The organism is Lentzea sp. NPDC005914 (assembly GCF_040629405.1).
Lineage (GTDB): Bacteria > Actinomycetota > Actinomycetes > Mycobacteriales > Pseudonocardiaceae > Lentzea.
Genome location: NZ_JBEXVQ010000008.1, coordinates 201,357 through 221,248, shown reverse-complemented (window position 1 = coordinate 221,248; position 19,892 = coordinate 201,357). Strand labels below are relative to the sequence as shown.

Here is a 19,892-nt window from a genome sequence, read left to right as displayed (position 1 = left end):
GCTCAAGTCTGCGCGACTTTGGTTGTACGGTGGCGGCATGCTTCCCCAGAGCAGACGCGAGCAGATCCTGCGCACTCTGCGCGCGGACGGGCCGAGCGAGGTGCGCTCGCTCGCCGACAAGCTCGGCGTCAGCCAGGCGACGATTCGGCGCGACCTCGAACAGCTCGATGCCGACGGCAAGCTGACCCGTGTGTACGGCGGGGCGATGACGCTGAGCAGCGGTGACATCGACAGTGAGGACGTTGACGATCCGTTCGCCGAAGTGGCCACTGAGCGCGCCGAGGACAAGGACGCCGTCGCGCGCGCAGCCGCCGTCATGGTTCAGGACGGCGAGACCGTGCTGCTCGACATCGGCACGACGATGCATCGGCTCGCCCACCACCTCCACGGCAAGCGGATCACCGTCATCACGAGCAACCTCGCCGTGTACGACGAACTGCGCGACGACGCCGACATCGAGCTCGTCCTGCTCGGCGGCATGGTGCGGCGGCGCTACCACTCACTGGTCGGGTTCCTCACCGAGGACAACCTGCGGCAGGTCCACGCGGGCCGGCTGTTCCTGGGCACCAGCGGGGTGCGGGGCGACGGCGCCGTCATGGACACGACGCTCGTCGAGGTGCCGCTCAAGCGCGCCATGATCAAGGCCGCGGACCAGGTCGTGCTCGTCGCTGACGGCGGGAAGTTCCCCGGCGTGGGCGTCGCACGCGTTTGCGGACCCGACGACCTCGACGTCGTCGTCACGACCGCGTCGGCCGATCCGGCGACGCGGCTCGCACTGCAGGAGGCCGAAGTGGACGTGGTTACGGCATGAAGCTGGTCATCCTCGGCGGCGGCGGCTTCCGCGTACCGCTGGTATACCGCGCGTTGCTCGCCGATCGGTCGCCCGGCCGTGTCACCGAGGTCGTGCTGCACGACCTCGACGCCGCTCGGCTCGCGGCCGTCGGCGGCGTCCTGGCCGAGCTCGCGACTGATATATCGGATGCGCCCACCGTGACGACGTCGACCGATCTCGACGAGGCACTGCGGGGCGCGGATTTCGTGTTCTCGGCAATCCGGGTCGGCGGGCTCGATGGTCGCGCGGCCGACGAGAGCGTCGCGGCGGCGTGCGGCGTGCTCGGGCAGGAGACGGTCGGCGCGGGTGGCGTTGCATACGGGCTGCGTACCGTGCCTGTCGCGCTCGACATCGCACGTCGTATATCAGTTCACGCGCCCGACGCGTGGGTTATCAACTTCACCAACCCCGCCGGCATGGTCACCGAGGCGATGTCGGCCCACCTCGGCAACCGCGTCATCGGCATCTGCGACTCCCCCGTCGGGCTCGGCCGGCGAGTGGCGCGCGCCGTCGGTGCCGATCTTGAGGACGCGTGGCTCGACTACGCCGGGCTGAACCACCTCGGCTGGCTGCGAGGCGTTCACGTGCACGGGCACGACATGCTGCCTGACCTGCTCGCCGACGCCGAACGGCTGGAGTCGTTCGAGGAGGGCAAGCTCTTCGGGGCGGAGTGGCTGCGGACGTTGGGCGCCATCCCGAACGAGTACCTGCACTACTACTACTTCACGCGCGAGGCGGTGGAGTCCGGCGCGTCACGCGGGGCGTTCCTGCTGGAGCAGCAGAAGCAGTTCTACGCGGCACCGTCGTTGGAGAGCTGGGAGCGAACCCGTCTCGAACGGGAGCAGACGTACATGGCCGAAACGCGCGACGACGAACGCGACACCGACGACCTCGATGGCGGCGGCTACGAGCAGGTAGCGCTCGATCTGATGCACGCCATCGCGTCCGACAAATGCACGACGCTGATCCTCAACGTGCCGAACAAGACAACGTTGTCATGCCTGGACGCCGACGCCATCGTCGAGGTGCCGAGTCTCGTCGACGCCAACGGCGCGCGGCCCGTCGCGGTCAGCCAGGTGCCCGACGACGGCGTCGGACTCGTCACGGCGCTCAAGGCCGTCGAACGCGCCACCATCCAGGCGGCGATCAGCGGCGAACGCGCACACGCGGTGAAGGCCTTGGCGCTGCATCCGCTCGTCGACTCCGTCAGCGTGGCTCGCAAGATCGTCGACACCCACCCGTTCCTGTCTGGAGTCTTCCGTGCACGATGACCGGCGGCTCGTCGAGGACCGGCTGTCGCGGGCGTTGACGACCCGCGTCATCCCGGCGATATATCAGTCGCCTGGATATCAATCGGCTGTGCCGTTCACCGTCGAGATGTGGCGGGTGCCGGATGAGCCGATCCCGTTCGCGCAGGCGATGGAAGACGCCGCATGGGAGCCGTTCAAGATCGGCGACTGGTGGGGCGCGCCGTGGTCGACGACGTGGTTCCGGGTGAAGGCGACCGTGCCACCTGAGTGGAGCGGCGAGCACGTCGAGGCCGTCTTCGACCTCGGGTTCGAGGACGCCTGGCCAGGCAACCAGGCCGAAGCGCTTGTATACAAGCTGGATGGAACGCCCATCAAGGGCGTCGCACCGCGCAACAAGCATGTTCCCGTATCCGATATATCAGTCGAGTTCCTCATCGAGGCGGCGGCGAACCCGGACATTCTCAAGCACGACTTCCAGCCCACCCCGTTCGGCGACAAGAAGACCGCGCCGCCGGCCCTGATGTACCGGCTGGACAAGGCTGAACTCGCGGTGCTGAACGAGACCGTCTGGCACCTGAGCCTCGACCTTGAGGTGCTCCGGGACCTGATGCTGGAGCTGTCCCTCGACGACCCGCGCCGCCACGAGATCCTGCGCGCCATCGAACGGTCGCTCGACGCCCTCGACCCGCATGACGTGCCGACCACGGCACAGCAGGCGCGCGACGAACTCGTCGACGTCCTGAGCAGGCCGGCTCACGCGAGCGCGCACACGTTGTCGGCGATCGGTCACGCCCACATCGACTCCGCCTGGCTGTGGCCGCTGCGAGAGACGGTGCGCAAGGCTTCCCGCAGCTTCGCGAACGTCACCTGGCTCGCCACCCAGTACCCGGAGTTCGTGTTCGCCGCCTCCCAAGCCCAGCAATACGCGTGGGTCAAGGAGAACCAGCCGAAGATCTACGAACGCATCCAGCAGGCCGCGAAGAACGGCCAGTGGCGCCCGGTCGGCGGCATGTGGGTCGAGTCCGACGCGAACCTCCCCGGCGGCGAAGCCCTCGCCCGGCAGCTGACCCACGGCAAGCGCTTCTTCCTCGACGAGTTCGGCATCGAGTGCGAGGAGGTCTGGCTGCCCGACTCGTTCGGCTACACGGCAGCGTTCCCGCAGCTCGCCACCCTCGCGGGCGCGAAGTGGTTTCTCACCCAGAAGCTGTCGTGGAATCAGACGAACAAGCTGCCGCACCACACGTTCTGGTGGGAGGGCATCGACGGCAGCCGCGTCTTCACGCACTTCCCGCCCGTCGACACCTACAACGCGGAGATCCTCGGCAAGGAGCTCTCCCACGCCGTCCGCAACTACGCCGAGAAGGGCCGCGGCACCCGGTCGCTGCTGCCGTTCGGCTTCGGCGACGGCGGTGGCGGCCCCACCAGGGACATGGTCGAACGCGCCCGCCGCCTCAGGAACCTCGAAGGCTCCCCCAAGGTCGAGATCGAGCCACCGCACGAGTTCTTCCGCAAGGCTCAGGCCGAGTACCCGGACGCGCCGGTGTGGTCGGGCGAGCTGTACCTGGAACTGCACCGCGCCACCTACACCACGCAGTCGCGCACCAAGGCCGGCAACCGTCGCAGCGAACACCTGCTGCGAGAGGCCGAACTGTGGGCCGCCACCGCCGCGGTCCACAACGGACACGACTACCCGTACGACGACCTCGACGGGCTATGGAAAACCGTGCTGCTGCACCAGTTCCACGACATCCTCCCAGGCAACTCCATCGCGTGGGTGCATCAGGAGGCCGAGCAGACCTACGCCGACGTCGCGGAACGCCTCACCAAGATCACGCGTCAAGCCCAGGAGTCGCTCGGCGGCGGCGTGTTCAACACGAGCCCCCGCGACCGCGCCGAAGTCGTCCTCCAGGACGGCAAGCCGATCTTCGCAACCGCACCCGCGTCCGGCATCGGCACCGAAGGCGAACCCAAGAACCCGGTCACCATCAACGGCCGTGTGCTCGACAACGGCCTGGTGCGCGTCGAGTTCGACGAGAACGGCCTGATGACGTCGGTCATCACCGATGGCCGCGAAACCCTGGCCGGGCCGGGCAATCTGCTCCAGCTCCACCCCGACTTCCCGAACTACTGGGACGCCTGGGACATCGACGCGCACTACCAGCGCAAGCACACCGACCTCGTCGACGCCGACGAGGTGACGTTCGAAGACCACGGTCCTCTGCGCGCCACGGTCAGAGTCGTCCGCTCGTTCGGCCGCTCGAAGGTCACGCAGCTGATCTCGCTCAACGCCGGATCAAAGCGCATCGACGTCGACACCGAGATCGACTGGCACGAGTCGGAGAAGATCCTCAAAGCGGCGTTCCCGCTGGACGTCCACGCCGAACGATCCGCCGCGGAGATCCAGTTCGGGCACGTCCACCGCCCGACCCACACCAACACCAGCTGGGACGCCGCGCGGTTCGAGGTGTACGCGCACAGGTGGGTCCACGTCGCCGAACCGGGCTTCGGCGTCGGCGTGCTCAACGACTCCACCTACGGCCACGACATCACACGGCACGGACGTGCGTCCGTCGTGCGGTTGAGTCTCGTGCGCGCGCCGCACATCCCAGACCCGTACGCGGACCAAGGGATGCACCGGTTCCGTTATGCACTGCTGCCTGGCGCGAGCATCGGCGACACTCTCGCGGAGGGCTACGCGCTGAACCTGCCGTTGCGCGTATTGCCTGGCTCGGCCGACCTCCGGCCGTTGGTGTCCATCGACTCCGATGCCGTCGCGGTCGAGTCGGTGAAGCTCGCCGACGACAGGTCCGGTGACGTCGTCGTCCGGCTGTACGAGTGCCTCGGCGGACGGGCGCGGTTCACGCTGACGCCTGGTTTCGAGTGCGTACGCGCGCAGGTGACAGATCTGCTCGAGCGACCGCAACGGACCGTGTCGCTGGAGGACATCGAGCTGCGGCCGTTCCAAATTCTGACCCTGAGAATGGAACGCCGCGAAATAACCGAGTGAGGTCCAGGCGGTGTCCGCGCTAGCTTCGGCAGCGTGGACACCGACCTGTTGCGGCAGCTCAACGACGACATCTGGCATCCGTTCAAGCTGGCTTACTCGACGCTGGACGCGGCGGCCTTCCTGGACCTGCACGCGCCCGAGCTGATCCGCGCAGGCGGCCAGACCAAGCAGGTGTTCGGGTTCGCCGACTACTGCGACCAGACCGAGAAGTGGTTCGCCGGGCTCGCGGACCGCAGCAACTCGGTGGCCATCTCCTTTCGGTTCGTCGAACGCATCGCATCGAACGACCTCGCGAGCGAGCGAGGCTTCTTCAAGATCGTTTCGAAGCGCGCCGACGGCGACGTGCGCACGTTCTACGCCGCTTCCACATATATGCGCGACGCACGGACGGACGGTGGCGCATCTGCAACGACTACGACACCGACGAACGGTCAGCGACGCTGGAGGAGGAGTTCCTCGCCGCGGTTGATGTCGACGACGTCGAGGCGTTCAGCGCACAGGACGTGAGCGCGGTCTGATCCGTGGGGCCTGATGCCGAGCGATGGTGTCCTTAACTACGCTCGTCCGCAAATGGACACCACCACCTCTCGCCGCGTGCCGCTCGTGATGGGCATCGCCGTGTTCGTGCTGCTGCTGGACCAGGCCACGAAGTACTGGGCCGAGAGCGCGCTGACCGGCCGCGCGCCCATTCCCGTGCTCGGGGAGTTCCTGCAGCTCAGGCTCCTCTACAACCCCGGCGCCGCGTTCTCGATCGGTGCGGGGTCGACGTGGATCTTCACCATCGTCGCGGGCGTCGCCGTCGTGCTGCTCGCGCGGTACGGCCTGCAGCCGCAGACCAAGCTCCGGGCGGCCGCGCTCGCGTTGATGCTGGGCGGCGCGACGACGCACCTGCTCGACCGGCTGTTCCGGCCGCCGGGTTTCGCGCGCGGGCACGTCGTCGACTTCCTCGACTACAACGGCTGGTTCGTCGGCAACGTCGCGGACATCGCGCTGGTCTGCGGCGCGATCTTGCTCGTGCTGCTGAGCTTCACGCCGACGAAGCAGCCTGCTTCGTGAGCGTGTCCGCGCGGCGGGTGGTCTCAGGCAGGCGATAGCGCGGGGCGAGCCGCAGTACCTCGGCGCACGCCCGGTCCAGGTCGATCTTGTGGCCGACGGACACGAACACCGGCTTCACGCCGTCCTGCGTCCGCAACGCCCTTCCGACGACCTCGCCGTCCATGACGAGGTCGCTCACCGACCCGCGAGCGTGGCCCGGCTGCTCGAACTCGCCCATCGCGTTCTTGGCGACCCCGATGCTCGGAATGCCCGTGTGCACACCGAGATGGCACGCCAGACCGAACCTGCGCGGGTGTGCGAGCCCCTGACCGTCCGCGACCAACAGGTCCGGCGCGACCTTCACCTGATCGAGCGCCCGCAGCAGCACCGGCATCTCCCGGAACGCGAAGAGCCCGGCAATATATGGGAAGTCCGCCGTGTCCTCGACGACCACCTCGTCGAGGACGACCAGCGTCTTTGCGTCGAACACCACGCAGACGCCCGCAACCGTGTCATTGCTACGGTAGCCGACGTCGAGGCCTGCGACGGTGTCTACACGCAGGTCAGGGGCACTGTCGGTGATCACCTGGGTGCGCAGGCGCTCTTGCAACGCGACGGCGTCTTCAACCGTTCTGGGCCACTCCACGGGCGACAGTGTGCCGTGACGCGTCGTAGTGGGCGGCGAGGAGGTCGTCGCCGAAGTCACCCGAATGGCGACGCCAGACGGTGTGGACGTGGTTGGCCTCGTTGGCCGTGTTGTCGTACTCGATGAGCAGTTCCGGACCCTGGATGCGGTAGTAGTGGCCCTCGCCGCGGCGCAGCGAGCCCTCCCACGAGAAGTGCAGGCGGTCCGGGTCGATACGCGCGAACTCGTCGTCGGCGAGCTCGAACGCGAGCCGGTCCAGGTAGAAGCGGACGAGGTCGACGAGCAGCTCCCCCGCCGGCTTGCCCAGCTGCGCCGGTGTCACGCCGACCGGTTCGGACGGGCTGACGCGCGGGGAGTTGCCGCTGCGGATGTCGTGCGGCGCGGTGTCCGACATGACGGCCAGGCGGCGCGCGGTCGGGCCCATGCGGTCGAGGAGCTCGCGGGCGAGTTCCTCTTCGAGGCGCAGCGGCTGGCCGACGACGTGGCCGCGATAGGTGACGCGGGCCGGGTTCGCGCCGAGGAAGAACGGCGTCGCCGAGACACGGCCGTCGGCGACGACGACGTTCACCGACAGGTGGTGCCCCTCGACACGCCAGCCCCACGGTTCGTCGCTGCCGGGCGTGCCGAAGAGCACCGTCCAGAAGTCACCGCTGTGCCGGTCGCGGTGGCCGCCCTCGCGGTGGTCGAGCACGTCTTCGAGCGCCATCACCGCCGCCGCTTGCGCGTAGGCATGTGGACTGAGGACGGTCGCCAGCATTCCGTGTACAGCCTTGCGCTGGTCACGCCGCAGCTCGCCCAGCACGAGGCCGGCTCGTGTACCGGGTGTATACGCCCAGCGGTGTCTCAGGTCGTCGTCGGTGACCGCGCGAATACCGTGTTCGCGCTGGTCACCGGCGAGCAGGCTAATATATTGGTGCGTGGCGTCAGTGACGTCGTGCAGCATCATTCGAACTTATAGGCCTTGAGGTTGCGGAGCAGCAGGTAGCAGTTCTGCAGTGAGCCCGAGGTGTCGCCGAGCGAGCGGTAGATGCCCCACTTCGGGCGCAAGCGGTCGTCGAGCCACGTGTCGACGTTGTTCTTCGTCGCGTCAAGCACCGTCCGGCCGCCCTCGCGCACGACCCAGCGGACGCGCCCGGTGCCGTTGCCGACCTTGATCTCCACCTCGGTGTCGATCCACTTGTTGTGCAGTGGTTCGAGGTCGACGTCGCCGACGAGCACGTTGCCCTCGGTGATCTTGAACTCGATCTTCTGCACACCGCCGGTGCGGCGCAGCGACATGACCGTCACGGGCGCGGAGCCGAGGCCGGGCATCTTCGTCTGCATGATGTGAGTGAACGACGTCGTCGACTTCAGCGAGCTCGGGATGAACATGGAGTAGGTCCACTTCCACGTCTCACCGTTGTCGATCTCGAGGTTCTGACCGCCCGCCTTCATGCCGCGGACCTCGTTGCGCTGCCGGTCGGTCGACGTGTCCCGGTCGCGGGTGTGCATGTCGAACCGGTAGTCGCTGCCCGACACGTAGATGTGCTTGGTGCCTGGATGCGAGCCGGCCCGGTCGTCCTCGACGCCCTCGAAGGCGCCGAGCCCGTCCTTGTTCGCCTGCGGACTCCACTTGAGCTTCCAGGTGGCCGCCTGCGCGAACCCGGACCCGGCCGCGAGCAGCGGCACTGCCGCCGCCCCACCGATCAACGCCGAACGCCGAGAGATCTCCACGCTCGTTCCTCCCCAACATCCATGGCGGCGGATTTAGGGAAAAGGTCTGCACCATCTCGGGTGCGGGCGTGATCACATCATTGGCTGACTTCAGAGTCAATCTTCTGGGTCGGGCCGTGGGAGGTCTCGACTTGTGACCAGCGCTCGACAGCCGCAGGATTAGGTGTTAAAAATCTTACGTAATGAAGATGCCACATGATGACGACGCCGTCTGGCGCGCCCTCGCGAATCCGCTGCGGCGCGCGATCCTCGACGTCCTGCGCACCGGCCCGCGCACCACGGGCGAGCTGGTGGAGGCGCTCGAGACGAGCCGGCACGTCGTCATGCAGCACCTCGGTGTGCTCCGCGAGGCCGATCTGGTGCTCGTGGAGCCGCGGGGCCGGAAGCGGGTCAACCACCTGAATCCCGTGCCCATCCAGCAGATCCACCAGCGGTGGGTCGCGCATTACGAGCAGAACTGGGCAGCGGCGCTCGTCGGGCTGAAGCACACGGTCGAGAGTGCCGAACAGGAGGATGAGGACGTTGGCTGAACCAGGCACCGAGCTGTTGCACAGCATCGTGATCGCCGCGCCCATCGAGAAGGTGTGGGCGGAGATCACCAAACTCGACGGCAAGCAGCGCGCCATGATGGACGCCGTCCTCGACTCGGCGCTCGAGCCGGGCGCACCGCTGTACTACCGGTCGACCGACGGCAAGCGGGTCTTCGTCGTCGGCCGCGTCGTCGAGGTCGACCCGCCGCGGCTGCTCTCCCACACGCAACGGCTCACCATGCGCGACGACCCGTGGACAGTCGTTTCGTGGGAGCTGGAAGAGGTCGACGGCGGCACGCGCGTCACGCTGCGTAACTCCGGTTGGCCCGCGGACGTCAAGCGCCTCGACAAGGTCGACACGACCTGGAAGGGCATCCTCGCCGCGCTCAAGCAGGTCGTCGAGTCCGGCGACGTCGGCACTGGCCTGAAGTTCCAGTACGCCATGATGCGCGCCTTCATGTGGGCGTTGCCGTCGGGCACCAAGTCCGAGAACGTCCCCGAGCCGCCCGGCGTCGACCGAGCCGTCTAGAACGTGAAACCTGTCTTAGCAATGACTCTTTGGACGACGTCGTCCAAAGAGTCATTGCTAAGCGGCAGGTCAGGGGTGGTTGGCGGACCGATATATTGGTTGCGGCTAGGCGTGGCAGGCGATGGGGCCGCCGTGGAGCTCCATCATGTCCATCCAGACGCGAGGGAGTTCGAGGCGTTCGGACAGGGGCTTGCCGTCGAGTTCGTGGTAGGCGCGGTGGAGGTTGCCGACCAGGCGTTCGGACTCCTGCCAGGCCGAGAAGCGGGACTCCCCCGCCTCGCGGGCGACTTCCAGGGGCGGCTTGCCGGCGGCGTGGCCGGAGGATGCGAGCGACGAGAGATAGGTCGTGTAGGCGGCCAGGTCGTCGAGGACGCGGTTGATTTCGGCGCCGCGCAGTAGCGGACCGTGACCGGGCACGACGACCGCGGCGTCGAACGAGCGGAGGAACTCGAGGGCGGACTGGTAGCCGGTGATGCTGCCCTCGGCGAGGAACGGCTGGCCGCCCGCGAAGACCAGGTCGCCGGTGAAGAGGACGCGTTCGGCGGGGAGCCACACGACGGTGTCGCCGCGGGTGTGGGCCGGGCCGGGGTGGTGGAGCTCGACGACGCGCGTGCCGAGATGCAGCGTCAGGGACGAGGTGTAGGTGAGGGACGGCGGGCGCACCTCGATGTGGCCGTAGTCCGGGCCGGTCAGCACCTGGGCGGCGAGCAGGCCCGCGGCGAGCACCTCTTCGCGGCAGGCGTCGTGGCCGACGATCACGGTCGACGGCGGCACCAGCCAGTTGCCGTAGGTGTGGTCGCCGTGGTGGTGGGTGTTGATGACGTAACGAGGACCAAAAGTAGATTCTGGCGAGCACACCGACGCCACCGAGGCGAACAACGCGCGGTTGCGCGCCTCGGTGGACGTGGTGTCCACGAGCAGCAGCGAGTCGTCGGAGCCGACGACCACGCCGGTGTTGTTGATCATCCAGGACCCGTCGGGCTGGATGTAGGCGTGGACGCCCGGCGCGACTTCCACCATCTCGGGAGCCAGTTCGGGCTGGCCAGCAGAAGGATTCACCCGATCAAGCGTAGTCACGCCGGACGGTCAGCCCTGGGCGATGTAGGCCTGCAGCTGGTCCTGCGACTGCTCCAGCTGTCCTATTCGGCTCTTCACGACGTCGCCGATGCTGACGATGCCGACCAGCTGCCCGTCGGACAGAACGGGCACGTGGCGGAAGCGCCGTTCGGTCATGACGACCGTGAGGCTGTCCACTGTGTCCGATGGCGAGCAGGTGAACACGTCGGCGGTCATGATCGCCGACACGGGTGAAGACAGCAGGTCAGCGCCGACTTCGTGCAGACGGCGCACGACGTCTCGCTCGGACACGATCCCCGCGACGCCGGACTTCCCGACGACCACGATCGCGCCGACGTTGTGTTCGGCGAGCGTTCTGAGCAGCTCCGCGACCGATGCGTCGGGGTCGATCGTCGCGACCGCCGATCCCTTGGTGCGCAAAACGTCAGCGATCCTCATCTGGCGCCTCCGATCCTGTCGGTCCGGTAGCACCTCAGGCTAGATCGGATCCGGACAGAACGGGAGATCAAGCGCACGAAGAGAGCAGGGGACGCATTCGATCGAATGCGTCCCCCGCGGTGTCGCGCCTGGTTCGGCGTCAGCTACGCGGATCCTCCGCGGCGACGGGTCGCGAACTGGCGCGGCTGGACCACCGGCACTCGCTGCTGTGGCAGCTGGAAGTGCGGGTTCTGGTCGTGCTTGGCCCGCTTCTGCGCACGACGCGCGGCGCGGTTCGCGGGCTCTTCCGGGGTGGTGGCCGGGTCTGGCGGGGTGGTGGCAGGCATGCGAAAGCCTCCTCATGACGAGGGCGTGCAAAGGACACGGCGAAGGTCGAGCCGTGGGAGAAGGACCCGCGAAAGGGTCACCGAACGCGAGCAGCGTCGCGAGGGCAGCGTCAAGAGCGCCGCGGGGTTCCATCAGATGATGAACATGCCGCAACGGTAGCGACGCCGCCGGATCACGCCAACTGATTTATCCGCGGGCCCGGGCAGCGGCCGCGCCGGCGCCCAGCATCACCAGGATGATGGTGACGATCGCCCACTTGCGGGACTTCGTCAGCGGCGTGCTCTCGGCCTTCAGCGACAGGTCCCTGCGAGGGTCCTGTATCTGGCGCGCGGTCCGCACCGGAACCGGTTGCGGCGCAAGGGAAGGCGGCGGCGTCGTCACCACAGCCGGCGGCACCGCGGGAGCGGGAGCCGGTACCGCGGCCGGCGGTTTCCGCGCGGGAGGCTGAGGGAGCGGCGGCACCTCGGGGCGAGGCGCGGGAGGTTCGGCGCGCGGCGGCATCGGGTTCGGCAGGCATCCCGCCCCGTCGATCATGCCCATCTCCGGGCCCGCCGACAGCTCCACGGCGGTGTCGGTGATCCGGTAGAAGCGGCTGCGGCCCTTGTAACCGTTGTTGGTGGCGAAGATCGTGCCCGCGGAGTCGATCACGACGGCGCCGTACGTGGACGTGCCGGGCAGGTCCTTGATCTCCGTCTGGCTCAGCACGCGTCCGGAGGCCGGGTCGAACGACACGACCTCGCCGGACCCCCTGCCCGCCGCCGACACACCGGTCAGCTTGCCGTTCACCGGGTTGGCGGTGAAGTCGTCCAGCGCGAGCGCCGGCCAGTCCAGCACGACGGTCCGCACGATCTTGAGGTACGAGGCGCTGTCCGGGTCGATGTCGATCGCGTGCAGGCGGGCGTTGTCGCGCACGTAAAAGGTCGTGCCGACGACCGCGCCGGCGGACACGTCGTCGGTGCGGAACCACTGCGCGTCAACGGGTCCGAGGTCGCTGACCGCACCCTTCTGGTCGATCAGGACGACGTGCGACGGGTTCTTCCACGAGTGGTGCCCCTTGGAGGTGAGACCAACCAGACGGCCCAACGCCGGTGAGTACCCCAGCGCGTTCACCGCGTAGTCCAGGCGGGCGATCTCCGTCACCCCACCGGATGAAACGTCCAGTTTCACGAACGTCGACAGTTCGCCACGATGGGATGAACGAACTTGAAATGCGTCACAGTTCTGCGGTGCGGCATGAGCAACGGCGCTGGTGAACGGCGCGGAAAGCACCAACAGGGACGAGATGGTGCTCAACGCAAGCAAATCCCGCCGCCACCGGAATGGAGCAGCCCAATACGACAACCGGGTATCACTGCTGTTGCCGCGCATTCCCACCTGACCATTACTCGTTAACCAGACCGTGCTGTACCGGCCCCCGTGGACCGTCACAGTAGACCGTGGTCTAATTCCACACCAGAAAGGAGCCGAATTGAGCATTTACGTCACCGGCCTGCTCTGGGTTCTCGGTGCGGCCGTCCTGTCAACCGTCCTGGTCGTCATCGCACGTCGGTTCGGCTCGGAGGAAGTCGGCGAGAAGAACCTCGGCGCCGGCGGATCGGTCTTCAGCATCGTGGCCGGCCTGCACGCCGTTCTGGCCGCTTTCATCCTCATCTCCCTGTTCGACGCGTCCAACAACGCCGAGGAGCAGGTGCAGAGGGAGGCCAACGCGCTCGTTGCCGTCAACTGGTCGTCGGACTCCCTGCCGGAGCCCGCCAAGACCAAGGTGGAACAGCTGATCCGCGACTACGCCACGACCGTCGTGGACGACGAGTGGCCGCACATGCGCGAGGGCGAGGAGGTCGGCAACAAGGGCTGGGCCACGTTGAACCAGCTCAAGGAGACGATCGCGACGGCGACGCCGGACGGGGACTGGCAGGAGGACCGCAAGACCGAGGCGGCGAACCAGCTGTGGGAGGTCTACCAGGCCAGGCAGGAGCGGCTGGACGCGGCGGGCAACGGGGTCAACCCGGTCGTGTGGCTCGCGCTGCTGATCGGCACCGGGCTGTCGCTGCTGTTCCCGTACCTGTTCGGCGGGCCGAACCTGGTCTCACAGCTGCTGATCACGGTCACGCTGAGCTCGACGCTGGTTCTGCTGCTGTTCGCGATCTACCAGCTGCAGAACCCGTTCAGCGGCGGGGTGAACATCCCGCCGGACGCGTTCAGCTCCGCACTGGACCGGCTGAGCTAGCGCGAATCGGTCATTCCGTCCGCTTCGTCGATCTCCACGGACAGCACCTCGCCGTCGATAACCTTCGGCAATACGTCCGTGTGGGCGAAGTAGCGATTTGCGAATGCGCCGACCGCTCTGGTAGAGACGGCGTCGACGCCACCGCCGATGACGCCGCCCAGCACCGGAACGCCCTTGGCGGCGAGGGTGCCGAGTTTCTTTGTACCGTATTTTGTAATAAGCGCCGAGGCGGCCTTCCTGGTGAACTGCTTGATGCCGACCTTTTTGAACAGCTCGGTTCCGGCGTTGCCGAGCAGGCACAGCAGGATGGCCGTCTGCACCTCTTCGCTGTCGACGTCGTGGCCGCGCAACGACGCGATGGACGCGATGAGGTGCGTCTGGATGACGTAGGCGGCCGCGATGTTGGACGGCAACGAGATCGGCAGCGTGATCAGGCCGCCGAGGTTCGTGACGAAGCCCTGGGCGCCGGCCAGCGCCACGTGGGTGCGGATGAGGTGCTTGACCGCGTCGGCCTCGCTGCCCTTCTTGGCGAGCGCGTCGGACGCGGCTTCGCGTGCGCTCTTGAACGGGCCGAACCCGTCCACGCCGGCACGGAGCAGGTAGTCGGCGATGCCCTGCTGGACCTTGTTCAGCTCACCTTTGGACTCAGCCACAAACCCGAGATTACGCGTCCAGGTGGCGCCACGCGGCGTCTACGGTCTGTTCCAGCAGAACCGCGATCGTCGTGGGACCCACTCCCCCTGGCACGGGCGTGATCAGGCCCGCGTGGACGGCCGCGTCGAAGTCGACGTCACCGACGTTGCCCTCGTTGTAGCCGGCGTCGATCACGACGGCGCCGGGCTTGATCCAGTCACCCCGCACGAACCTGGGCCTGCCCACCGCGGCGACCACGATGTCCGCCGAGCGCACGATTTCCGGCAGGCCGGCGGTCTTCGAGTGGCAGATCGTGACGGTGGCGTCCCTGGCGAGGAGCAGCATCGCGGCGGGCTTGCCGAGGATCGGGCTGCGGCCGATGACGACCGCGTGCTTGCCCGCGATGTCCACGTCGTACGCGTCGAGCAGGCGGATGATGCCGCCGGGTGTGCAGGACACGAACTCGGTGTGCCCGAAGGACATCCCGGCGAACGAGTGCATCGTGACGCCGTCGACGTCCTTGTGCGGGGCGATCGCCTCGAACGCCGCGCGCTCGTCGATGTGGCCCGGCACCGGGTGCTGCAACAGGATGCCGTGCACGTCTGCGTCGTCGGACAGTTCGCGGATCTTCGCCACGAGCTCGTCGGTCGTCGTCGCTTCCGGGAGTGCCACGTGGCGGGACTCGAGTCCCGCCTTGTGGCTGCGGTTTTGCTTCATCCGCACGTACGTGACCGATGCCGGGTCTTCACCGACGATCACCGTGGCCAGACAGGGTTTCCGTCCTGTTCGTTTGGTGTAGTCGGCGGCTTTCTCGGACGCTCGCCGCACGATGTCGCGCGCGAGCTCGGTTCCTGGCATCAGGTTCGTCATCAGTTCTCGAGTGTAGTGACCGCGCCCGTGCTGCCGTCCACGGTGATCCGCTCACCGGTCCTGATCCGCGTCACAGCCTCCCGAACCCCTACCACCGCGGGGATTCCGTACTCCCGGGCGACCACCGCGCCGTGCGAGTTCGAGCCGCCCATCTCCATCACGAGCCCGCCCGCCGTCAGGAACAACGGCGTCCAGCCCGGATCCGTCGACGGCGCGACGAGGATCTCGCCGGGCTCGAGGTGTGCGCCGACCGGGTCCATCACGACGCGCGCGATGCCGGTGATCGTGCCCGCCGACGCCGGGGTGCCGACGAGGTCGCCTTCCACCGGGCCGCCGTGGTGCACGGCCTCGGCGTCGGTGCCGTCCGACATCAGCACGCGCGGGATGTGCCTGCGCCGCATCTCCCGGTCGTAGACCTCGCGGCGCGCCGTCACGATCGAACGCAGATCGCCTTCCGCGGAGCGCATTTCCTCGAAGTCGAGGAAGTACACGTCGTCGGCCTGGGCGAGCCTGCCCTGGTCCGCCAGTTCGGCGCCGAGGTCGGCGATCCGCTTCCGCAGCGCGCCGAACAGCGTGATGACCAGGTACTTCGGGTACTCGCGCAGGCCGGCGAGCAACCTGGTGCGGCGCAACGCGAAGCGCACGAACCAGCCGCGTCCCCAGGCCCGGTGGGCGAGGGTCTCGATCATCGCCTCGGCTTCGGCGGCGCCGCGGGCGAACACCGCGTCCGGTGCGGCGTTGTCGTCGTCCAGGCGCAGGAAGTTCCGCACCACGCCGGTGACGTACGCCGGGTCGTCGGACCACCGGGGCAGGCCGAGGTCGATCTCCGCGACCGCCCGGTGGCCCCACCTCGCGAGGAAGCGGTCGAGGGCGGCGGGGCGTTCGCCGTTCTGGAACTGCCGCAGCGCAACGGGATCGCGCCTGATCTCCTGCGCGAGGTCCCACATCGCCATGTCCATCTCGGTGGTGATGTTGTTCGGCAGGCCGCGCAGAACGGTCTGCAGCTCACCCGGCTTCGTCTTCACGACCTTGCTCACCAGACCGAGCATCGCGAAACCGACCAGCGCGGTCGGGGCCAGCCTGGGCAGCACTGGGATGACGCACTGCTGCAGCGCCTGTTCGATCGAGAGGTTCGCGGACTTCTCCAGGATGTCGCGCTCCATCAGCAACGCGTTGCGCACGGCCTTCTCCGGGTTCACCAGCGCCTTCCCCACGACCACCGGCACGTGGAACCGGCGTGCGAGCCGCAGTACGCGCTTGAGAGCAGGCGTCGGCGAGGAGTTCCTGATCGCGAACCGCGGGTCGTCGAACAGGCCGCGCAGCACCTCGGACGAGCGCGCCTCCATCACGCCGAGCAACCGCGTGACGAACTCGCGGCCGACTCGGCTCTGCAGAACCTTGGTGACGTCGAAGAAGATGCGCTCGCCGTTCTCCACATAGGATCGACTCGCGGGATCGCCGATCACGATCTCGAAGGCTGACTTGGAGATCTCTCGGAACGCCGCCCGGCCCATCGGTGTGATCGGGCGTTCGAGGCCTTGCGCGAGGCTGAAGCAGAAGTAGACGTGCGCCCCGCCGTCGGGGTTGTCCGGCAACGGGAACAGCGTCGTGATCGGCCGCGCCTGGGTGAGGTGGAGCTCGCCGTCGTCGTCGATCGCCCACTCGGTGTCCTGCGGCGAACCGTAGTGCTGCTGCACCTTGCGGCCGAGAACGGCGAGCGCGTGGATCTGCCCGTCGGTCAGGCACTGGTCGTCGTTCTCGCCGACCTCGACGTGCTCGGTGCCGCCGCCGGGCAGCGAACGGATGAGGAACTTCTTGTCGCCCAGGCGCTTCTCCACGATCTCGTTGCCGTCGACGACGAAGTGGTCGGGGTTGACCGCGCCCGACACCACCGCTTCGCCGAGGCCGGGGCTCGCGTCGATGACGATCTGGTCGCGCTTGCCGGTGACCGGGTTCGCCGTGAACATCACGCCGGACACCGCGGATTGCACCATCCGTTGCACCACAACCGCGAGGTACGTGGTGGTGTGGTCGATGCCGTTCGTCTCGCGGTAGCTGACGGCGCGGTCGGTCCACAGCGAGGCCCAGCAACGGCGTACGGCGTCGACCACCGCGTCCTCGCCCACGATGTTGAGGAACGTGTCCTGCTGGCCCGCGAAGCTCGCGAACGGCAGGTCCTCGGCCGTGGCGCTGGACCGCACGGCCACCGGGACGTTCTCCCCGAGCTTGCGGTACTCGGCGACGATCGCGTCCCTGATCTGCTGCGGCACAGCGGTTTCGAGCAACGTCCTGCGGGCGTTCTCCGGAGTCGTGCTCGCCAGCTCGTCGGCCACCGCGACGGCGCGGTAGGCGTCCGTCGTCACGCAGAAGCCCTGTGGCACCGGCAGGCCGGCCCTCGTGAGCTCACCGAGGTTCGCCGCCTTGCCGCCCACGATCGCGAGCATCGTGCCGTCGATGGCTCCGAAATCCACGCAGTAGTCGTCCATGACGCTGAGGTTACGAGCGTCCGGCCAAAAACTCAACACGTGATGAATAAATCACACGGCCGGGGTAAACCCCCTGATCAGCGCGGTGATCTCGGCCAGGTCCTCCTCCAGCGCGAAGTGGCCGGTGTCGAACAGGTGCAGCAGCGCGCCGGGCAGGTCGCGCAGGTACGCCTTGGCGCCGGGCTCGATGAAGAACGGGTCGCCGCGGCCCCAGGTGATCAACGTCGGCGGCTGGTGCTCGCGCAGGTAGGCCTGCCATTGCGGGTACTGGGCGACGTTGGTGTGGTAGTCGAGGAAGAGGTCGACCTGAGGCTGTGGGCGCAGGTCGAGGTAGTGCTGGTCGAGGGTCCAGGTGTCGGGCGAGATCGCCTCGGGGTCGCGTGCGCCTTCGAGGTAGCCGAACTTCGTGTACTCCAGCGCGAGCAGGTCGCGGGCGGCCTGCGGATCGCGGTTGGCGACGAAGCCCTTGGCGAGGCCGGAGAGCCCGTCCTCGTAGGCGTTGCCGTTCTGGACGATCAGGCCCTTGATCCACTCGGGGTGGCGGGTCGCGATGCGGAAGCCGACCGGGGCGCCGAAGTCGAAGACGTACATGGAGAAGCCGGTGAAGTTGACTGCCTGCAGGAACTTCTCGATGGTGCCGGCGAGGAAGTCGAACGTGTAGGGCCGCTCGGGCGCGTCGCTGTGGCCGGCGCCGGGGTTGTCGGGCGCCACGATGTGGAAGTCGTCCTTGAGCTCCTCGATGAGCCGCGCGTACTGGTGCGACGCGGACGGGAAGCCGTGCAACAGCAGGAGCTTGGGCGCGTCCGCGTCGCCGGCCTCCCGGTAGAAGACCTTGATCCCGTCGACGTCGGCGAACCGATGCTTCGTCACATGCGTCTTTCTCGTCATGACGCATTAGGCTAACGGGTAATCGAGGTGATGTACAGTTAGTCCGTGCTCGCGATCGACTACGTCAACACGCTGACGGCCGAGGACGACCGCTTGGAGGAGTGGTTGTCGTCGCAGGATTTGCCCTGGTCGGAGGCGTTCAGAGAGCTGCGCGGGCACGTCGAGGCGGCGGTGCTCGCGGCACGCGACGGCCTGGAGCCGGATCTGGCGCCGTTGAACGCGGCGTTGCGCGGCGCCCCGTCGTTCGAGGTGCTGACGTGGTCCGATGCCGTGGTGGTCTCGCGCTCACGGGAGGGTGACGAGGTCGCCCGGGGGCTCGCGGTGCTGGCGAGCGCGGCGGCGGAGTTGCTGGCGTCACCGGCCGTGCGGAAGGTGAAGACGTGCGAGGCGCCGGGGTGCCGGCTGCTGTTCGTGCCCGCGCACCCGCGACGCCGGTGGTGTGATCCCGCGACGTGCGGGAACCGGGTGCGGGTGGCGCGGTACTACCAGCGGCACAAGGACTAGCGGCTCACCCAGTCCGGGAGCTCTTCGCGTTCCGCGACCCATTCCGGTGGTGGCGTGGCGACGATGCCGCCGACGATCGCGGCCGTCGTGTCGACGTCTCCCCCGGCCTGGACGCAGGTCGTGACGGCTTTGCGGTAGTCGCCGAGGTGGTGCGCCGCGACCCACAGCGTGAACGGCACGGTGTCCTGCGCCGTGACGCGGGAACCGTTGCCCAGGACGTAGGCGGCTTCGTCGGCGGTGGCGATCTTGCGCGCCTTCTCGATTCCCTTGCGCACGAAGGAGTTCCCTTCGAGGTGGTCGAGCACACCGCCGAGCAGGTCCTGCTCGGTGCCCGTCAGGCGCGCTTTCGCCGCGATGGCCGAGGCGTGTGCGACGGCGACTCCGCCCGCGATGCCCTCCGAGTGCTGGTGAGTGACCTCGCTGGCGTGGATCGCTTTCGTGGTCAGGGTTTTCGGGTCGTCGGCGAAGTAGGCGCCGAGCGGGGCGATCCGCATCGCGGCGCCGTTGCCGCACGAACCCTGACCGTCGAACGCGCTGCCGGCCGCCTCTTTCCACGGCGTGCCCTGGCGAATCTTGCGCAGGATGGTGAAAGCCCCCGCGCCGTAACCGCGATAGGGCTCGCAGCGATCGGCGAACGTCGCCGCGAGCCGGTTCTGGTCGATGTCACCGTGATCACGAAGCTCGGCGACGAGGTTGCAGGCCATTTCGGTGTCGTCGGTCCACTCCCAGGGCCCTCGTGGCGGCTTGCCGGCCACGAGGTCGGGCAGCGAGCGGCCGACCATGAAGAACTGTGCGCCCAGAGCGTCGCCGACGGAGAGCCCGTCCAGCGAGGCGTATGCGAGGTCCAGGCGCGCACGATCATGCAGAACTATGTGCATCACCTGCCATTTTACCCGGCCT

21 protein-coding genes are annotated in these 19,892 nt (G+C 67.8%); 9 read left to right on the top strand and 12 right to left on the bottom strand.

The features are described from left to right. The first annotated feature begins 37 nt into the window (after window positions 1–37). From ABZ345_RS14195 to lspA, 5 genes are all read left to right on the top strand, one after another. Entirely contained in the window at window positions 38–811 is a 774-nt protein-coding gene (locus tag ABZ345_RS14195; RefSeq protein WP_359847257.1) for a DeoR/GlpR family DNA-binding transcription regulator, read from the top strand. Next, window positions 808–2,103, top strand: coding sequence for a 6-phospho-beta-glucosidase (locus ABZ345_RS14190; protein WP_359847254.1), 1,296 nt, complete (start codon window positions 808–810; stop codon window positions 2,101–2,103). Before ABZ345_RS14195 ends, ABZ345_RS14190 begins: the two co-directional genes overlap by 4 nt. Beyond that, window positions 2,093–5,089 carry a glycoside hydrolase family 38 C-terminal domain-containing protein gene (locus ABZ345_RS14185; RefSeq protein ID WP_359847251.1) on the top strand — a complete coding sequence of 999 codons (2,997 nt, stop codon included), beginning with the start codon at window positions 2,093–2,095 and terminating at the stop codon, window positions 5,087–5,089. The genes ABZ345_RS14190 and ABZ345_RS14185 overlap by 11 nt, the downstream gene beginning before the upstream one ends. 33 nt (window positions 5,090–5,122) lie before the next feature. Beyond that, complete coding sequence (locus ABZ345_RS14180) at window positions 5,123–5,596, top strand: hypothetical protein (RefSeq protein ID WP_359847248.1); 474 nt, start codon at window positions 5,123–5,125, stop codon at window positions 5,594–5,596. 63 nt (window positions 5,597–5,659) lie between these two features. After that, the gene (lspA, locus tag ABZ345_RS14175) at window positions 5,660–6,145 is read left to right on the top strand and encodes a signal peptidase II (protein WP_359847245.1); all 486 of its coding nucleotides are present in this window, start codon (window positions 5,660–5,662) and stop codon (window positions 6,143–6,145) included. Here the strand turns inward: lspA and ABZ345_RS14170 are convergent. Genes ABZ345_RS14170 through ABZ345_RS14160 form a run of 3 tightly spaced genes read right to left on the bottom strand, consistent with a single transcriptional unit; the run spans window position 6,117 to window position 8,483 of the window. After that, on the bottom strand, window positions 6,117–6,770 hold the full coding sequence (locus ABZ345_RS14170; RefSeq protein WP_359847242.1) for an endonuclease V: 654 nt from the start codon (window positions 6,768–6,770) through the stop codon (window positions 6,117–6,119). The genes lspA and ABZ345_RS14170 overlap by 29 nt on opposite strands. Beyond that, the gene (locus ABZ345_RS14165; protein WP_359847240.1) at window positions 6,748–7,713 is read right to left on the bottom strand and encodes a DUF3500 domain-containing protein; all 966 of its coding nucleotides are present in this window, start codon (window positions 7,711–7,713) and stop codon (window positions 6,748–6,750) included. Before ABZ345_RS14165 ends, ABZ345_RS14170 begins: the two co-directional genes overlap by 23 nt. Beyond that, window positions 7,713–8,483 carry a Tat pathway signal sequence domain protein gene (locus tag ABZ345_RS14160; protein WP_359847237.1) on the bottom strand — a complete coding sequence of 257 codons (771 nt, stop codon included), beginning with the start codon at window positions 8,481–8,483 and terminating at the stop codon, window positions 7,713–7,715. Before ABZ345_RS14160 ends, ABZ345_RS14165 begins: the two co-directional genes overlap by 1 nt. 182 nt (window positions 8,484–8,665) lie before the next feature. Here ABZ345_RS14160 and ABZ345_RS14155 point away from each other — a divergent pair, with 182 nt between their 5' ends. Both ABZ345_RS14155 and ABZ345_RS14150 read left to right on the top strand, forming a co-directional pair. After that, window positions 8,666–9,013: a metalloregulator ArsR/SmtB family transcription factor gene (locus ABZ345_RS14155; RefSeq protein WP_359847234.1), complete on the top strand. Its 348-nt coding sequence runs from the start codon at window positions 8,666–8,668 to the stop codon at window positions 9,011–9,013. Continuing rightward, a complete protein-coding gene (locus tag ABZ345_RS14150) occupies window positions 9,006–9,542 on the top strand; it encodes an SRPBCC domain-containing protein (RefSeq protein ID WP_359847231.1) in 537 nt (178 codons plus the stop codon). Before ABZ345_RS14155 ends, ABZ345_RS14150 begins: the two co-directional genes overlap by 8 nt. Before the next feature lie 105 nt (window positions 9,543–9,647). Here the strand turns inward: ABZ345_RS14150 and ABZ345_RS14145 are convergent, their stop codons facing one another. The 4 genes from ABZ345_RS14145 to ABZ345_RS14130 form a co-directional block, all read right to left on the bottom strand. Beyond that, window positions 9,648–10,601, bottom strand: coding sequence for an MBL fold metallo-hydrolase (locus tag ABZ345_RS14145; protein WP_359847228.1), 954 nt, complete (start codon window positions 10,599–10,601; stop codon window positions 9,648–9,650). Between the two features lie 27 nt (window positions 10,602–10,628). Continuing rightward, entirely contained in the window at window positions 10,629–11,057 is a 429-nt protein-coding gene (locus ABZ345_RS14140) for a CBS domain-containing protein (protein WP_359847225.1), read from the bottom strand. A 143-nt stretch (window positions 11,058–11,200) separates the two neighbouring features. Then, a complete protein-coding gene (locus ABZ345_RS14135) occupies window positions 11,201–11,383 on the bottom strand; it encodes a hypothetical protein (protein ID WP_359847222.1) in 183 nt (60 codons plus the stop codon). Window positions 11,384–11,570: 187 nt separating this feature from the next. After that, a complete protein-coding gene (locus ABZ345_RS14130) occupies window positions 11,571–12,551 on the bottom strand; it encodes a hypothetical protein (protein WP_359847219.1) in 981 nt (326 codons plus the stop codon). Window positions 12,552–12,852: 301 nt separating this feature from the next. Here ABZ345_RS14130 and ABZ345_RS14125 point away from each other — a divergent pair, with 301 nt between their 5' ends. Next, complete coding sequence (locus tag ABZ345_RS14125) at window positions 12,853–13,611, top strand: DUF4239 domain-containing protein (protein WP_359847216.1); 759 nt, start codon at window positions 12,853–12,855, stop codon at window positions 13,609–13,611. Here ABZ345_RS14125 and ABZ345_RS14120 read toward each other — a convergent pair. From ABZ345_RS14120 to ABZ345_RS14105, 4 genes are read right to left on the bottom strand one after another with little or no spacing between them, the layout of a single operon-like run. Continuing rightward, the gene (locus tag ABZ345_RS14120; RefSeq protein WP_359847213.1) at window positions 13,608–14,264 is read right to left on the bottom strand and encodes an EcsC family protein; all 657 of its coding nucleotides are present in this window, start codon (window positions 14,262–14,264) and stop codon (window positions 13,608–13,610) included. The genes ABZ345_RS14125 and ABZ345_RS14120 overlap by 4 nt on opposite strands. Before the next feature lie 10 nt (window positions 14,265–14,274). Then, complete coding sequence (locus ABZ345_RS14115; protein ID WP_359847210.1) at window positions 14,275–15,114, bottom strand: tetrahydrofolate dehydrogenase/cyclohydrolase catalytic domain-containing protein; 840 nt, start codon at window positions 15,112–15,114, stop codon at window positions 14,275–14,277. Continuing rightward, window positions 15,114–17,600 carry a PEP/pyruvate-binding domain-containing protein gene (locus tag ABZ345_RS14110; protein WP_359847207.1) on the bottom strand — a complete coding sequence of 829 codons (2,487 nt, stop codon included), beginning with the start codon at window positions 17,598–17,600 and terminating at the stop codon, window positions 15,114–15,116. Before ABZ345_RS14110 ends, ABZ345_RS14115 begins: the two co-directional genes overlap by 1 nt. A gap of 51 nt (window positions 17,601–17,651) precedes the next feature. Further along, window positions 17,652–18,488 carry an alpha/beta hydrolase gene (locus ABZ345_RS14105; protein ID WP_359847204.1) on the bottom strand — a complete coding sequence of 279 codons (837 nt, stop codon included), beginning with the start codon at window positions 18,486–18,488 and terminating at the stop codon, window positions 17,652–17,654. A gap of 45 nt (window positions 18,489–18,533) precedes the next feature. Here ABZ345_RS14105 and ABZ345_RS14100 point away from each other — a divergent pair, with 45 nt between their 5' ends. After that, window positions 18,534–18,992: a CGNR zinc finger domain-containing protein gene (locus ABZ345_RS14100; RefSeq protein WP_359847202.1), complete on the top strand. Its 459-nt coding sequence runs from the start codon at window positions 18,534–18,536 to the stop codon at window positions 18,990–18,992. Here the strand turns inward: ABZ345_RS14100 and ABZ345_RS14095 are convergent. After that, entirely contained in the window at window positions 18,989–19,870 is an 882-nt protein-coding gene (locus ABZ345_RS14095) for an ADP-ribosylglycohydrolase family protein (protein WP_359847200.1), read from the bottom strand. The two genes, ABZ345_RS14100 and ABZ345_RS14095, sit on opposite strands and share 4 nt — an antisense overlap. Between the last annotated feature and the right edge of the window lie 22 nt (window positions 19,871–19,892).